This window comes from Pseudomonas sp. FG36 (assembly GCF_057809275.1).
Genome location: NZ_JBMDJQ010000001.1, coordinates 34,953 through 50,022 on the forward strand (window position 1 = coordinate 34,953; position 15,070 = coordinate 50,022).

A 15,070-nucleotide genomic window follows, 5' to 3' on the forward strand; every position below is an offset into this window, starting at 1 on the left:
AACGCCAATCCCTATGAAACGCATTCTCACTTGCTCTGATGGGGATTCCATGACGCTCTTTATCCACCCGCTGCGTCAGGCCATGGGCCTGGCGACATTCGGATTTCTGCTTGCCGGGCCTTTGCAGGCCGAACAGACGCACTACCGCATCGACCTGCCGGCCCAACCGCTGGATCAGTCGATCAACGCCCTTGCCCGCCAGACCGGTAGCCGCATTCTGTTCAACACTGACGCCGCGCACGCGGTACAAGCGCCGGCATTGCACCAGCAACTGAGCGTCGAACAGGCGCTGCACCATTTGCTCGCCGGCAGCCACCTGAGCCTCACCCAGGCAGCCGATGGCCAGTATCTGATCGCGCTGCCCAGCGAACCCAGCAACGGTGCGCTGGAACTGGACGCTTCCAGCGTCATCGGCCGCCAGCCGGTCACCACCACCGAGGGCAGCCATTCCTACACCTCCGGCGCGGTCACCCTGGGCAAGGGCGTGCAGACCCTCAAGGACATCCCGCAGTCGGTCACGGTGATGACCCGCCAGCAGATGGACGACCAGAACACCCAGACCATCAGCGACCTGGTCAACCGCACGCCCGGCCTCACCGCCAGCCGTTCGCCGGGGTCGGGGCTGTTCATCTATTCGCGCGGTTTCAGCATCGACACGCTGCAGTACGATGGCGTGCCGATCCCGCGCAATACCTACTCGCTCGGCAGCTACCTCACCGAAGACCTGAGCTTCTATGACCGTGTCGAAGTGCTGCGTGGCCCGGCCGCGCTGTTGCAAGGTGGTGACAGCCCGGGCGGGGCGATGAACCTGGTACGCAAGCGCGGGCAGGACAAGGCGGTGGTCAGCCTGACCGGCAAGGCCGGTTCCTGGGACCGCTATGGCCTGCAGCTGGACGCTGGCGGCCCGCTGAATGCCGAGGGCACCCTGCGTGCCCGCACGGTGGTCAGCCAGAACGACAACGGCTCGTTCATCGACTATGTGCGTGGCTGGAACCAGACCGTCTACGCTGCCGTGGACTATGACTTCACCCCGGACTTCACGATGGGCCTTGGCGTTGCCAACCAGAAGGGCCACGCCCGCCCGGCCATGCTTGGCCTGCCGCGCTATGCCGACGGCGGCAACCCCGACTGGTCGCGCTCGACCTATGTCGGCGCGGACTGGAACCGTGCCAACAACGACCAGACCAGCGTGTTCCTCGACGCCAGCTACCGGCTCAACGACGACTGGCGGCTGAAGGCTGCCGGCGTGTACATGAGCGAACACAACGGCGCGACCTACCAGGCGTTGTGGGATGCCCTCCCGGCCAACGGCTCCACCAGCAACACCTACATCGACTGGAGCACCGATTTCACCACCCACAGCAAGGGCCTGGACCTGTACCTGGACGGCCAGTTCACCGGCTTCGGTTTCGAGCAGACCTTCCTGCTCGGCGCCAACTACTCGCGCATCAATACCGACGACCGCTGGGCCAGGGCTCCCACTTTCGGCGCAGACTCCAGTAACGTCGACCACCACCGGCCGATGCCAGACATCTACGGCCTGGCAAGCCGGGGCCGTGGCGAGTTGACCGAGTACCAGATCACCCAGAAAGGCTTGTATTCGCGCTGGTCGATCAACCTGACCGAGCCGCTGAAGCTGATCGTCGGTGCCCGTACCAGCTGGTACGACTACAGCTACGCCTCCCAGTCCTTCGCCCGCACCGGCTACAGCGAATCGACAACCAGCAGCAACGGCAAGGTTTCGCCCTATGCGGGCCTGGTGTATGCGCTGAACAAACAGTGGTCGGTCTACACCAGCTACACCGACGTCTTCCAGCCGCAGAGTGCACGCACCAGCAGCGGTTCGGTGGTCGAGCCGATCATAGGCAGCAACTACGAACTGGGGCTCAAAGGTGAGTTGTTCGACGGGGCGCTGAACACCTCGGTCGCGCTGTTCCGCTACGACCAGGAGCACCACGCGGTGCTCGACCGCAGCGGGCCGATGGACTGCAATGGCTGGTACTGCTCGAAGGCGTCAGGCAAGGTGCGCAGCCAGGGCCTGGAGGCGCAGGTCAGCGGTGAAGTCCTCAGTGGCCTGCAAGTGATGGCCGGCTACGTCTACAACACCACGCGCTACCTGGAAGATGCCAACTACAAGGACAAGGTCTACAGCACCTGGACGCCCAAGCATCAGTTCAAGCTGTGGGCCGACTACACCTTGCCCGGTAACTGGAGCCGTACCTCCGTGGGGCTGGGCACCACGGCGGTCACCGGCACCACTTCCTATGACCACGTCTTCGACCTGCCCGGTTATGCCATCTGGGATGCTCGGGTCGCGTACAAGGTCAGCGACGAGGTGACCGTGGCGGCGAACCTCAACAACCTGCTGGACAAGAAGTACTACCAGCCGGCCTACAACACCATCGACTACAACAACTACTACGGCGACCCGCGCAACGTCATGTTCAGTGTGAAATACACGCCTGAATTTTAGTTTGGCTGTAGTGCGCGAGGGCTCGCTGTAATTGCCACAGGGCTCATGGCGCGAGCGAATGTTGTCCGTGGGCCGGAAGCTGGCACGCCGATGTGAGCTCTTTGCGACCTGTAGCAGATGCTGGAAGGTTGGGGCCGCTCTGCGGCCCATCGCCGGCAAGCGCGGCTCCCACAAGTGAAGCGCAGGCCTGGAAGCGGCGCTTGGTCCTGTTGGAAGCGGCCGGCGATGAGGCCTGCACTGACAACACAAAGGCGTGGTTCAATGTCTGCTCTGGGTCAGAAGCGGTCAGTCTCGCCCGGCTACTTTTGACCCATAGCAGCTGTTAGCAAAGCACGGTAATTGACCGGAAGCGACCATGAGACCAGTCTCATGATGTTTGACAGGCAAGCCTACGTGCCCTGTGGCGTCGAGACTGCGACAGCGTCCGATCTTCGACGCTATGAGTCAAAAGTGTGGTCAACTCGGCATCCATAGGAAAACCATCCTCCAACCATTTGAGCGCTAACCCCGACCAATAGTCGGAGTGTGACATCAGCGCTGTTATGACCAGCGGCTGCAATGTTATGTCGTCAGGCAGTATGTATTTTTCTTCGAGGGCTTTTACCGCGCGGGGCAATTGTTGCGCTGCTTGTTCTAATGGTTTTTCCAGCAGCGGCAGTAACCATACGTAGGTGAATTCCTCTTTCATCCTCTCTCCACGAATACTGAAGGGTGTGCTTTGTATGGCAGGGGCTGTGTTGACCGACTTTTGCCTGCCGTCACCTGCGCTGTCCGGTTACGTGGGGCTGCATGCTACTTAACCAACGCACGTACTCGTTGAACCATCTCATTGGCATGATCAGGTACAGATATTGAAATGCCCAGATAGTGCTCAAGATGCAGGGTAAGCGCGTGCTCACCTACTATCAAATCCCAGTAGCGCTGATCCAGTCCGTCGAATTTTTCCTTCCAGTAACCGTCCAGCCCTTGCTCAAGCTGCTGAGCCACGTTCTCGAAAACTTCCCAATCTGCGTGCTCTGATACTTCTATGATCGCCATGCGTCACCTCACCAAGCGAATGCAGATTTTCGTGGTTCTTGCGAACGGCAGCAATGGGGCGTAAGCGGCCGGTCGCGAAGGGCCGCTCTGGGTCGAAATTACGCCGACCAACTCTGACAGGGCTCGCAACATCGCCCAAACCCTTCTATCCTGTGCCTGACTCGTATTACCGCGGCTGCTGAACCCGGTACTCACGAGGAAGCCAATATGCAAAGAACCCGAGCCTGGAGACGCCAGCAGGGCCGTAAACACGGCAAGATCAACACAGTACAATCACCTGAGTTCAAGCCGGAAAAGAACTGGAAGTTGCTGTACGGGCGGGCCGAGAAGCTGAAGAGGGCGTGCCAGCTCGGCATGAGTTACCCAGTTCGCTCCACCCGCCAATTGCTGGATCAAGGATGACCAACCTTCTATTCATTTGCAGCCGCAACCAATGGCGCAGCCCCACTGCGGAAAATCTGTGGCGCCGCCGCGCAGGCTTTGACGCCCGCTCGGCAGGCACTAGCCCGAATGCACGCAGGCCCATCGGCCCGGCGGATATCCGCTGGGCCGATGTCATTTTCGTCATGGAGATCAAACACCGGCAGCGGCTGCAGGCGGAGTATTCACGTTTGCTTGAACACAAGCGGTTCCACGTCCTGGATATTCCCGACGACTACCGCTACATGGACCCTGAGTTGATCTCCATCTTGGAAGACAGCGTGGCGGCCTGCCTTGAGAGTTAGCCCTCAGATTGGGTTCCGCGTGTATCGCGTGGGCGCCTCGCCAGCAATCAACCGCCCAGTGCCAGGATGCCAATGATCAAAGCGCTCCCCGACACCAAGATCGAGACCCTGCTGAGCACGGCGCAACGGGCCGAGCTGAAACTGACCGATTTATTGTTTTACTCCAGGCAATTGGGCCTGCGCCCTGCGGAGCTGCTGAATACTCTGTCGATTGAAGCTGCTCGACGATTCATCTTGGGTGAAATGTCGTTTGAGATTGGCGATGACATCATGAACGGTCTGTTCACGGTCATTGTTGACCTGGGTATGGATGAGCAGATGCCGCAGCCAGCGTTCAACATCTATCTGGCTTTCGACGAGGGGGAATATCACCACTCGGGGGGCTCGGAACACATCAAGCCGTCTGAGTGCTACACCCGGCTACAGCTTTTGGAGTTACTACGAGAATTGCCCGACAGCGATTGACCGCTTTGGGTCGAAAGGGGCCACTAGAAAAGTCATCTTCGCCTCGCTTTGCGCTCGCCCAAACATCCAGCTATGCCCAGACCCCACCAAGGCCTATGGCGGACTTCAATCCCTGCGACCCCTTTCACATGCCAGCATTCCCAATCCTTCCCTCACTGAGTACACTTGAGACAAGTTCTTATTTGCACCTGGTAATCTTTTTTAGGGAGGCGTGATGTCCACCGTTGTTCCCGATGGCACTGCGCACACTGGCCTGGAAACACTGTATCGTGAGCACAGCGGCTGGCTGCACGGTTGGTTGCGCCAGCGTCTGAGCAACTCCGCCGATGCCGCGGACCTGGCCCAGGACACCTTCATCCGGGTGCTGTTGGCGCGCACCGCCGGCACCCTCAAGGAGCCGCGGCACTACCTGGCGACCATCGCACGTGGGCTGACCATCGACCTGTACCGTCGCCGCAGCCTGGAAAGCGCCTACCTTGAAGCCTTGGCGCAGCAGCCGGAGCGTTATGCGCCTTCGGCCGAAACCCACGCCGCGATCCTCGATACCTTGATGGCCATCGACCGTATGCTCGATGGGCTGGGCCCGCGCACGCGGGCTGTGTTTCTCGCCGTGCAACTGGATGGCCTGAGCTACGAGAAGACCGGCGAACGCCTGGGTGTTTCGGTAAGCACCGTGCGCAAGCACCTGGCCCGCGCGCTGATGCATTGCCTGCTGGTCGAGGACGCATGAAGGCCATTCTCAGCGCGGCGGTGGACTGGTACGTGCGCCTGCATGACAGCAGTGTCGATGACGCCACCCGCGCCGCATGGCAAGCCTGGTGCATGGCCGACCCTCGCCACGCCGCAGCCTGGGCGCGCCTGGAGCAACTGCAAGGCCGCCTGGACAGCGCCCCCCGCGGTGCCGCGCAGACCCTGGAAAACGCCCGGCGCGACCGGCGCCATGCCGTGAAGGCACTGGCGCTGTTGCTCGGCGTCGCGGCCGTTGGTTGGCAGGGGTACCGGGCTTCGCCCTGGAGTGCCGACTATGCGACACGGATCGGTGAGCGCCGCCGACTGACCCTGGCCGATGGCACATGCCTGGACCTCAACACCGACAGCCGTGTCGATGTTCGCTACGACGCGGGCCAACGCCTGATCCAGCTGCAGCGCGGCGAGATCCTGGTGGAAACCGCCAAGGATGCGCGGCCACTCAGCGTGCGCACCGTGGCAGGCGACATCCTGGCCCTGGGTACCCGCTTCAGCGTGCGTCAGGACAACGACGTGAGCCATGTGGCGGTGGCCGCCCATGCCGTGGAGGTGCGGCCCAGCCGGGCGTCGCAGGTGGTGCGTATCGACAGCGGGTACAGCTTGAGTTTTGCCGCCGACCACATCGGCCCCCTGCAACCCTTGGCCACCGGTGGCCAGGCCTGGGCCGAGGGCATGCTGGTCAGCGTCGACTGGCGCCTGGACGAGGTGGTCCACGAGCTGGCGCGCTACCGCCCCGGTTATCTCGGCTGCGCGGGGGAGGTCGCTGGCTTGCGCCTGTCTGGCGCATTCAACCTGGACGACACCGACGTCGCCCTGGCCAGCCTGGAAGACGCGTTGCCGGTTCGCGCACGGCGCATGACGCGCTACTGGGTGCGCCTGGAGCCAATCGGCAAGGGGTAGGAGCCCACAATCGTGGAGGCCCGAGCCGGGAAGAGTGGGTGAAATCCCATCCGCTCTCAAACATTCGAGAATTTTTCGCATTTGGGGTAGCAGATTTCCTTCGCTGCTTCGGCTCTTGAGGGCGCGCGCATCAAGCGTGCCCAAGCCAACCCGAAACAGGAACCCTTTTTCATGTCCGCACGCCGTACCTCGCTAGCCTGCAGTATTCGTCAGGCGACCCTCGCACTGAGCCTTTGCGGCGCCGCGCTGGCGACCTCGACCGCCTGGGCCGCCGCGCAGCGCTACGATATCCCGGCCGGCAGCCTGGCTTCCGCGATCAGCCAGTTCGCCGCCGCCAGCGGCGTGACCATCAGCTTCAGCAATGACGAAACCAGCGGGCTGCATTCCTCGGGGCTGCACGGCAGCTTCGAGCTGGAGCAAGGTTTCTCCGCGTTGCTGCAGGGATCGGGGCTGCGCGTGCAGCAGGTGGGCGACAAGCGCTATGTGCTGAGCAAGGTGTACAACGACGGCGCCGTCGAGCTTGGCGCGACCAGCGTCGACGCCCTGGGCCTGGGCAGCACCACCGAAGGCACCGGCAGCTACACCACAGGTTCTGCCAGCACCGCGACCGGCCTGCGCCTGTCGGCACGCGAGACGCCGCAGTCGGTCAGTGTGGTGACCCGTCAGCAGATCGAGGACCAGAACCTGACAGACGTCACTCAGGTGCTCGAGCAGACGCCGGGCGTGGTCGTCGACAGCATGGGGCCGGCCGGTAGCGACGCCAACCATATCTATGTGCGCGGCTTCCAGGTCGGCAGCATCCAGGTCGATGGCGTCAACCGCCCCGATACCTTCGGCTTTCGCGACGACCTGGCCGACATGGTGTCGTACGACCGGGTCGAGGTGGTGCGCGGAGCGACCGGCCTGATGTCGGGGACTGGCGATCCCGGCGCCACCATCAACCTGGTGCGCAAGAAGCCGACCCTCGAGACGCAGCGCAAGTTGACCCTCAAGGCCGGCTCCTGGGACAGCTACCGCACCGAACTGGACCTGTCCGGCAAGCTGTCGGAGAGCGGCCATGTACGTGGGCGTTTCGTCGCCTCGACCACCGACAGCCAGAGCCATATCGACCGGCAGTCGCTGGAGCGCCAGGTCGCCTACGGCGTGGTGGAGTGGGACGTCACCGACAGCACGATGCTGACCGTGGGCGCCGAGTACCAGGAGATGGACAACGACGGCGCGGGCAACCACGGCTTCCCGATGTACAACTCCGATGGCAGCCATTTCAATCCGTCGCGTTCGTTCAACTCGGCTTCGGACTGGAGCTACCACAAGCGCCGCACGAAAACGCTGTTCACCACGCTGGAACACCAGCTGGACAACGGCTGGCAGTTGAAACTGAATGCCGAGCACAGTCGCCGCAGCTATGACGACACCTTCGCCACTGCCGCCGCCGGTAGCGTCAAGCCCGATGGCAGCGGTATCAGTACCTGGACCGGGCGTTGGGCGGGCGAGCCCCGGCAGACATCGTTCGACCTGTCCGCCAGCGGCCCGTTCGAGCTGCTTTCCCGCGAGCATCAAGCGTACCTCGGCGCCAGCCACTACCGGGCCTACTACCGTAATCCCGGTTACCAGCTATGGACGAGCCAGCCGATCGACAACATTCATACCTGGGATGGTTCGCTGGCGATTCCGGACGCCATCCACAACAAGTATTCGCAAGATGCGCTGGACGAAACCCAGGACGGCCTGGTGGCGTCGGTGCGTTGGAGCCTGGCCGATGACTTGTCGCTGATCACCGGCGCGCGGGTGATCGACTGGAAACGCGACGAAACCGGGACCACCCTGTCAAGCGGCGCTACCACGCGCACCTCGCGCAGCGAAACCGGGGTTGTCACGCCTTACGTGGGGCTGGTCTACGACTTCGCCGAGAACTGGTCGGCCTACGCCAGCTATACCGCGATCTTCAAGCCGCAGAGCAGACAGGATGCCAGTGGCGGCTACATCGAGCCGCTGGAGGGTGTGAACTACGAGTTGGGTATCAAGAGCGAGTTCTGGGACAAGCGCCTGACCACCGCCTTCAGTGTCTTCGAGGTGCAGCAGGACAACCTGGCCGTGGCTGACGGCGACAAGCTGGCACCGAACGGCGACCAGGCCTACCGCGCCGAGTCCGGCACCAAGACCCGTGGTTTCGAGATGGAGATGGCGGGGCAGATCCTGCCTGACTGGCAGGTTTCCGCCAGCTACACCTATGCCCAGGCCGAAGATTCCGATGGCAAGCGCCTGCTCACTGAGGTGCCGCGCGATACCTTCAAGCTGTTCACCAGTTACCAACTGCAGTCCTTGCCACAGTTGAAGATTGGCGGCGGCGTGCGCTGGCAGGGCATGGAGTACAAGAAGAACGCCGGCCCGAACAAGGAGACGTTCACCCAGGGCGCCTACAGTGTGGTCGACCTGATGGCGCAGTACGCGTTCACGCCGCAGACCAGCGTCGCTTTGAACCTCAACAACGTGCTGGATGAGAAGTACTACTCCGCGATCGGTGGGCGCGGGTGGTACGGCACCCCGCGCAGTGCCACGGCAACGTTGGTCTACGCATTCTGATCCACGTCGGGCAGGTCGGGTGGCGCCCATGGCTGGGGCCACCCGACATACCGCGATGGACAGGCTCTGCGGCTGCCTGGTGCTACCAGCTTTGTGAATGAGGCTGCGGCCCTGGCAGCGTCGGAAACAACGGCAACACCTCCTCGGCCAGCTCCTGGATGATGTCCTGCGCCGGACGCCTGGCCATCTGCAATCCCAGCGCGGCGTGGTTCACCCCGGCCTCGCGCCATTCCTCCAGCAGTTCGACCAGCCCATGGCGCCCTGTGCGCAGCACGTAACCGCCCTGCAGGGGCGTTCGGGGAAAGTGCGGGTCGTCGTCCAGGTCGATCCATTCATTGGTCATGTGCGGGCGGAAACCACCACCCGGTATCGCCTCGCGCCAGGCACGGACTTTTGCCGCCAGGCGCAGCGGCCCGTGCCTGTCGTGGGTGGCGTGCGGGTAGGTGAGCCAGCCATCGGCATGCTCGCCGAGCCACTGCAGGCTTTGCCGCGAAGAACCGGTCATCACCAGCGGGATGCGCCCGCAGACAGGCGCGGGCAGCAGGCGGGCGTCGTGCAGTTGCCCCAGCGGTGAGTCGATCGGCCCAGGTTGCTGGGCCAGTAGCCGACGGAAGTAGTCCACGCCCTGGGCAAAGCGCTCGCCACGGCTATCGTGGTCCAGGCCGTAGGCCGGGAACTCCACGGGCCGGTCCCCCGAAGCGATGCCCAGCACCAGGCGCCCGCCCGACAGGTTGTCGAGGGTGGCCGCGGCCTTGGCCAGGTCGATGGGGTGGCGCAGGGGGAAGACGGTACTGCCGGTCACCAGGGCGATGCGTTCGGTATGGGCGGCCAGATAGGCGAGGTAGGCAAATGGGTCGAAGACCTGCCCGGCATCGCCAAAGTGCGGGTCGAACAACGGTACATCACGCACCCAGACCGCCGCGAAACCCAATTGGTCGATCTTGCTGACCAGGTGCGCCTGGCCGGACAGCACGCGCATATCGCCGTCATAGAAGCGCAGTGGCATGAAGATGCCCAGCGTCAGCGTGTCGGGGGCGAACATGCGCCGGTAGCCAGGATGCTCGCGAAAGGCGTCGGCGTTGGCGCCACAGGTGCTCGGGGTGGTGTTCATGACTGCTCCTTGGGTCAGCGTGTTCACGGGCCGGTGGCCGGGGCGGGTAGGCGGATACCGCGTTGCACGGCCGGGCGCCGTTCGACCTGCCGGTACCAGCGCACCAGGTGGCGGTGGGCGCTGAAATCAAAGCCCACCAGGGCTGCGATATGCAGCCAGGCGAAGGTGGCGATGTCGGCAATCGAATAAGCGTCCCCAGCCAGCCACGAGCGGCTGGCCAGGTGCTGGTCGAGCGTTTCGAAGGTGCTTTCGGTCAGGCTGCGGTAGCGCTGCAGCGCCGCCGGGTTGGGTGTGGCCTCGAAGCACTCGAAGTGCACGCGCTGGCCGAGCTGGGGCCCCATGCTGGCGCTGTGGTACATCAGCCAGGTAATCGCGGCCCAGCGGGGCTGCGCTGCCTGATCGAGCAGCTGGCCGCTGAGCTGAGCCAGGTAAAGCAGGATGGCGGCGGACTCGAACAGCACGATGTCGGCATCACGGTCGACCAGCACCGGTATGCGGCCTGCCGGGTTGAGCGCGAGAAAGTCTGGTTGCATGTGCTCGCCGTGCTCGATGCGGACATGCTCCAGACGATAGGGCAGGCCCATCTCTTCCATTGCGATGGTGATTTTGAAACCGTTGGGGGAGCTGTCGGTGTAGAGAACAAGGGAGGGGTCTTGCATGCTGGATAACCTCAGGGAAACTAACGTAAGTTGTTTGGCCTGAGCGCTATCCTATGCATGCTGTATGCACATTTAAAACGATAGCTTCTGTCACCAGAGTTAGATTTTCTAAATCAAGGAATCCCCATGGGCGCTGTCCTGCCATTGCTCGCATTGCGCGCTTTTACCGAAACCACTCGCCTGGGCAGCCTGAAGGCTGCGGCCGAGCGCATGGGGGTGACGCCTGGGGCGATCAGCCAGCAGATCCACCAGCTGGAGGACCGCCTTGGCGTCAGCTTGCTGACCCGCAGCCGCCATGGTGTGCAGCTCACCGAGGCGGGAGCGGCGCTGTACCCGGGCCTCTCGCGTGGCTTCGGCGAGATCGAGAACGCGCTGCTGGACCTGGACGCGTTGGTGGGCGCCAGCACCTTGACCATCAGTACCCAGCCCTCGTTCGCCTCCAGCTGGCTGGTGCCGCGCCTGGCCGCTTTCAATGCGCTGTATCCGCATATCGAGGTGCGCGTGGAGGCTACCGCGCAACTGGTCGACCTGCAGCGCGGGCGCGTCGATATCGCATTGCGCCATGGCTTGGGCGACTATCCGGGGCTTGAATCGATCCCCTTCCTGGCACCGGTGCTGCTGCCCGTCTGCAGCCCGGCCCTGCTCGCCGGCGGGCCGCTGCTGCGCGAGCCGCAGGACTGCCTGCAATACCCGCTGCTGCAGGAGGCCGAGCGCGCCGACTGGGCGCTGTGGTTGCAGGCCCATGGTGTGGTGCCGGACAGCCGCAGCCGGCGCGGGCCGAGCTTCGACGAGGACTTGCTGCTGTTGCGTGCGGCTGTCGGTGGCCAGGGCATCGCGCTGGTGCAGGCGCAGCATGCCGAGGAAGACCTGCGCGAGGGTCGACTGGTGGTGGCCTTGGACCGTCCCTGGCCATCGCGCTTCGCCTACTACGTGGTCGCCCGCAGGGAGAAGCTCGAACGACCGCCGGTGCGGGCGTTCATCGACTGGCTGGGTGGGCAGCTTGCTGGCGACTAGAGGGCAGGGGGCGGTATTTTCCGAGCCGCGACTTTCACGACGTTTCCCTGCTTTACGCTACTCCACAGCCTCCGCCAGCCCCTGATCCTCCCCCAGGAACCCACCGCTCTGATGCCGCCACAGCCGTGCATAGGTGCCGTTCCTTTCGAGCAGTTCGGCATGGCTGCCTTGTTCGATGATGCTTCCTTCGTCCATGACGATGAGCCGGTCCATGGCGGCGATCGTGGACAAGCGGTGGGCGATGGCGATAACGGTCTTGCCCTGCATCATGTCGTCGAGGCTTTCCTGGATCGCGACTTCGACCTCCGAGTCCAGGGCGCTGGTGGCTTCGTCGAGCAACAGGATCGGCGCGTTCTTGAGCATCACCCGGGCAATGGCAATGCGCTGGCGCTGGCCACCGGACAGCTTGATGCCACGCTCGCCCACCAGGGTGTCGTAACCGCTATGGCCTTGCCGATCGCTCAGCTGGCTGATGAAACCATCGGCCTGGGCGTTGGCCGCGGCGCTGCGGATTTGCGCCTCGGTCGCTTCGGGGCGGCCGTAGGCGATGTTGTCGCGGATGGAGCGGTGCAGCAACGACGTGTCCTGGGTGACCATGCCGATGGCGCTGCGCAGGCTGTCCTGGGTGACCTGGGCGATGTTCTGCCCGTCGATGCGGATCTCGCCGGCGTTGACGTCGTAGAAGCGCAGCAGCAGGTTGATCAGCGTGGACTTGCCGGCGCCGGAGCGGCCCACCAAGCCGACCTTTTCGCCGGGGCGGATGTGCAGACTCAGGTCATCGAGCACCTGGCGTTCGCCGTTGTAGTTGAAGCTCACCTTGTCGAAGGTCACCGCGCCACCGCGGGTCACCAGCGTGCCGGCGTCGGGCGCATCCTGCACCTTGGGGCCGCGGGTCAGGGTGGCCATGCCGTCCTGCACGGTGCCGATGTTTTCGAACAGCGACGTCATCTGCCACATGATCCAGTGCGACATGCCGTTGATCCGCAGGGCCATGGCCGTGACCGCCGCCACGGCGCCCGCGCCGACCTGGCCCTGATGCCAGAGCCACAGGGCATAGCCGCCAGCGCCCAGGATCAAGCCGACCACCAGCGCCTGGTTGACGATCTCGAACTGGCTGACCAGGCGCATCTGGCGAAAGCCGGTGAGCTTGAAGTCTTCCATCGCCGCCCGCGCAAAGTGCGCTTCGCGTTTGGAGTGGGAGAACAGTTTCACCGTGGTGATGTTGGTGTAGGCGTCGGAGATGCGCCCGGTCATCGATGACCGCGCATGGGCCTGCTCTTGGCCGACCTTGCCCAGGCGCGGCACGAAGTACAGCATGGCCAGCCCGAACAGGGCGCCCCAGGCCAGGAACGGCAGCATCAGTTGCAGGGCGAAACCGCCGGCCAGGGCGATGATGGCGATGAAGTACACGCCGATGCCGGGCAGGACCTCGATCAGGGTGAACAACACCTCGCGCACGGCCAGCGCGGTCTGCATCACCTTGGTGGTGACCCGGCCGGAAAACTCGTCGGAGAAGAACGACAGGCTCTGGCGCAGCATCAGTCGATGGAAATCCCAGCGCAGGCGCAGCGGCAGGTTGATCGCCAACACCTGGTGCTGCATCAGGGTACGCAGGGCCACCAGCACGATACTGGTCAGCAGGACGATACCGATGCTCCAGAGCACGCGGCTTTCCTGTTCGCTTGCGCCGCCTGCCTGCCAGGCGGGAAGCAGGTCGACCACCTGGCCGAGGAAGGAAAACAGCCAGGCTTCATAGATCGACACGCCGGCACTGAACAGCGCGAGGGCCAGGATGTATCCGCGCGCCCCCCGCGTGCAGGCCCACAAGAAGCGCAGCAGGCCTAGCGGTGGCGGTGGAATCTCATCAGGCGGGAAGGGGTCGAGCCATCGTTCAAAAACACGCAGCATGCTGGTCTCCGGAAGGGCGCGGCGTTGATCGGCAACGCCGTAGCGATCGTGCAACCATACCGCACATCGAGGTGTTCGCCTTGCCGCTTGTGTCCTCCAGAGGCCAACTGCTGCCCAGTGTCATCTACCGTGATCGGTCAGCAAGGCTGCGCCGCCATCCGATTGGAGACGTTGCGCCCGAGCACCAGTACCGCGACAAAACCGCAGCCCACCAGGGCCGTGGCCAGGCTCAACAGCACCGCGGTACCGAGCTGGTCGACAATGCGCCCGCCGAAGAACGAGCCCAAGGCGATGATCACCTGGAACATGGCGACGAACAGCGGCATGCCGCGTTCGACATCCTTGGGCGCCACCACGAACATCCAGATACTGGCGCAGGCGGGGAAGGCACCGAAGGCGAAGCCCCACAGCGCGATCAGCATCGCGGCGCCGGTCATGCCGGTGGCGAAGTAGGGGAACAGGGCGGTGCTGATACCGATCATCAGGGCGACCAGCAACAAGGTGTGACGCACACTGCGGTTGGCGGCGAAACCGGCGAAGATGTTGCCGATCACCCCGGCCACGCCATACAGCAACAGCAGCGAACCAATGGTCGGCCCATCGAAACCGGCACTCTGCTTGAAGAACGGTGCGACATAGGTATAGGCGGCAAAATGCGCCAGGCCGATCAGCAGTACCGCGATCAACCCGACCCGCGCTTGCGGATTGACGAACAGCGCCGGCAGGTCGCTGATGCGAATGGCTTTGTCGGGGGTGAGCCGTGGCAGCAGGAAGACCTGCGCCAGCAGCACCGGCACGCCTACCAGCGCGGTGGCCAGGAAGGTCATGCGCCAGCCCATCAGGCCACTCAGCCAGGTGCCGACCGGCACGCCCAGCACGGTGGCCAGGGTCACGCCGACCATGATGATCGAGGTGGCCTGGGCCACGCCCACGCCCTTGGGTGCCAGGCGGCCACTGAGGGCAATGGCGGTGGCCCAGAAACCGCCGATGCTGATGCCCAGCAGCACGCGGCCGAACAGCAGCAGGCTGAAGTCGCTGGCGTAGGCCACGACGGCGTTGGCGAGGATCATGATCAGCGTCAGGCCGATCAGCAGGTAGCGACGGTCCAGGGCGCCGATGCCCACCGACAGCAAAGGCGCGGCGAGGGCGGCCATGATGCCGGGCAGGGTGACCATCAGGCCAGCCTGCCCGGCGCTGATGCCCAGGTCGCTGGCGACATCGTTGAGTACGCCCACCGGGAGAAACTCACTGGTGACCAGGGCGAAGGCGCCCACGGCGACCGAGAGAATCGCCAGCCACTGTTGGCTGACGCTTTGTTGACTGTGTTCGGGACGGCCGTGAGACGGCGGAGTGACGCTGGACATGGTGTTGGATTCCATGGGGGGATGCCGCCTGGGGCGGACCGGGGAGCGGGAAAAATGGTTGGCGATTATAAGAGACGGATTTG

Annotated in this window: 13 protein-coding genes; 7 read left to right on the forward strand and 6 right to left on the reverse strand. The window is 63.8% G+C overall.

Annotated features, from left to right (window positions below; genetic code table 11):
• The first annotated feature begins 49 nt into the window (after positions 1 to 49).
• Positions 50 to 2,473, forward strand: coding sequence for a TonB-dependent siderophore receptor (locus ACODS9_RS00180; protein ID WP_489092956.1), 2,424 nt, complete (start codon positions 50 to 52; stop codon positions 2,471 to 2,473).
• 367 nt (positions 2,474 to 2,840) lie between these two features.
• On the opposite strand, the gene ACODS9_RS00185 is transcribed toward ACODS9_RS00180, so the two are convergent.
• Complete coding sequence (locus ACODS9_RS00185; RefSeq protein WP_198754539.1) at positions 2,841 to 3,161, reverse strand: hypothetical protein; 321 nt, start codon at positions 3,159 to 3,161, stop codon at positions 2,841 to 2,843.
• A gap of 104 nt (positions 3,162 to 3,265) precedes the next feature.
• On the reverse strand, positions 3,266 to 3,511 hold the full coding sequence (locus tag ACODS9_RS00190) for a DUF3630 family protein (RefSeq protein WP_198754538.1): 246 nt from the start codon (positions 3,509 to 3,511) through the stop codon (positions 3,266 to 3,268).
• 398 nt (positions 3,512 to 3,909) lie between these two features.
• Between ACODS9_RS00190 and ACODS9_RS00195 the strand changes: the two genes are divergently transcribed.
• From ACODS9_RS00195 to ACODS9_RS00215, 5 genes are all read left to right on the forward strand, one after another.
• Positions 3,910 to 4,236 carry a low molecular weight protein tyrosine phosphatase family protein gene (locus ACODS9_RS00195; protein WP_489092957.1) on the forward strand — a complete coding sequence of 109 codons (327 nt, stop codon included), beginning with the start codon at positions 3,910 to 3,912 and terminating at the stop codon, positions 4,234 to 4,236.
• A gap of 72 nt (positions 4,237 to 4,308) precedes the next feature.
• Positions 4,309 to 4,701, forward strand: a complete 393-nt coding sequence (locus ACODS9_RS00200) for a hypothetical protein (protein ID WP_489092958.1) — start codon at positions 4,309 to 4,311, stop codon at positions 4,699 to 4,701.
• Between the two features lie 214 nt (positions 4,702 to 4,915).
• On the forward strand, positions 4,916 to 5,431 hold the full coding sequence (locus tag ACODS9_RS00205) for a sigma-70 family RNA polymerase sigma factor (protein ID WP_401105067.1): 516 nt from the start codon (positions 4,916 to 4,918) through the stop codon (positions 5,429 to 5,431).
• Positions 5,428 to 6,348 (forward strand): FecR domain-containing protein, encoded by a 921-nt coding sequence (locus ACODS9_RS00210; protein ID WP_489092959.1) that lies wholly within the window; start codon positions 5,428 to 5,430, stop codon positions 6,346 to 6,348. The genes ACODS9_RS00205 and ACODS9_RS00210 overlap by 4 nt, the downstream gene beginning before the upstream one ends.
• A gap of 171 nt (positions 6,349 to 6,519) precedes the next feature.
• On the forward strand, positions 6,520 to 8,931 hold the full coding sequence (locus ACODS9_RS00215; RefSeq protein WP_489092960.1) for a TonB-dependent siderophore receptor: 2,412 nt from the start codon (positions 6,520 to 6,522) through the stop codon (positions 8,929 to 8,931).
• Positions 8,932 to 9,013: 82 nt separating this feature from the next.
• Here the strand turns inward: ACODS9_RS00215 and ACODS9_RS00220 are convergent, their stop codons facing one another.
• Positions 9,014 to 10,042, reverse strand: coding sequence for an LLM class oxidoreductase (locus tag ACODS9_RS00220; RefSeq protein WP_489092961.1), 1,029 nt, complete (start codon positions 10,040 to 10,042; stop codon positions 9,014 to 9,016).
• Positions 10,043 to 10,065: 23 nt separating this feature from the next.
• Positions 10,066 to 10,701 carry a glutathione S-transferase family protein gene (locus ACODS9_RS00225; RefSeq protein ID WP_489092962.1) on the reverse strand — a complete coding sequence of 212 codons (636 nt, stop codon included), beginning with the start codon at positions 10,699 to 10,701 and terminating at the stop codon, positions 10,066 to 10,068.
• A 126-nt stretch (positions 10,702 to 10,827) separates the two neighbouring features.
• Between ACODS9_RS00225 and ACODS9_RS00230 the strand changes: the two genes are divergently transcribed.
• The gene (locus tag ACODS9_RS00230) at positions 10,828 to 11,715 is read left to right on the forward strand and encodes a LysR substrate-binding domain-containing protein (protein WP_489092963.1); all 888 of its coding nucleotides are present in this window, start codon (positions 10,828 to 10,830) and stop codon (positions 11,713 to 11,715) included.
• Between the two features lie 57 nt (positions 11,716 to 11,772).
• Here the strand turns inward: ACODS9_RS00230 and ACODS9_RS00235 are convergent, their stop codons facing one another.
• The gene (locus ACODS9_RS00235) at positions 11,773 to 13,623 is read right to left on the reverse strand and encodes an ABC transporter ATP-binding protein (RefSeq protein ID WP_489092964.1); all 1,851 of its coding nucleotides are present in this window, start codon (positions 13,621 to 13,623) and stop codon (positions 11,773 to 11,775) included.
• A 137-nt stretch (positions 13,624 to 13,760) separates the two neighbouring features.
• Positions 13,761 to 14,987, reverse strand: a complete 1,227-nt coding sequence (locus ACODS9_RS00240) for an MFS transporter (RefSeq protein ID WP_489092965.1) — start codon at positions 14,985 to 14,987, stop codon at positions 13,761 to 13,763.
• Between the last annotated feature and the right edge of the window lie 83 nt (positions 14,988 to 15,070).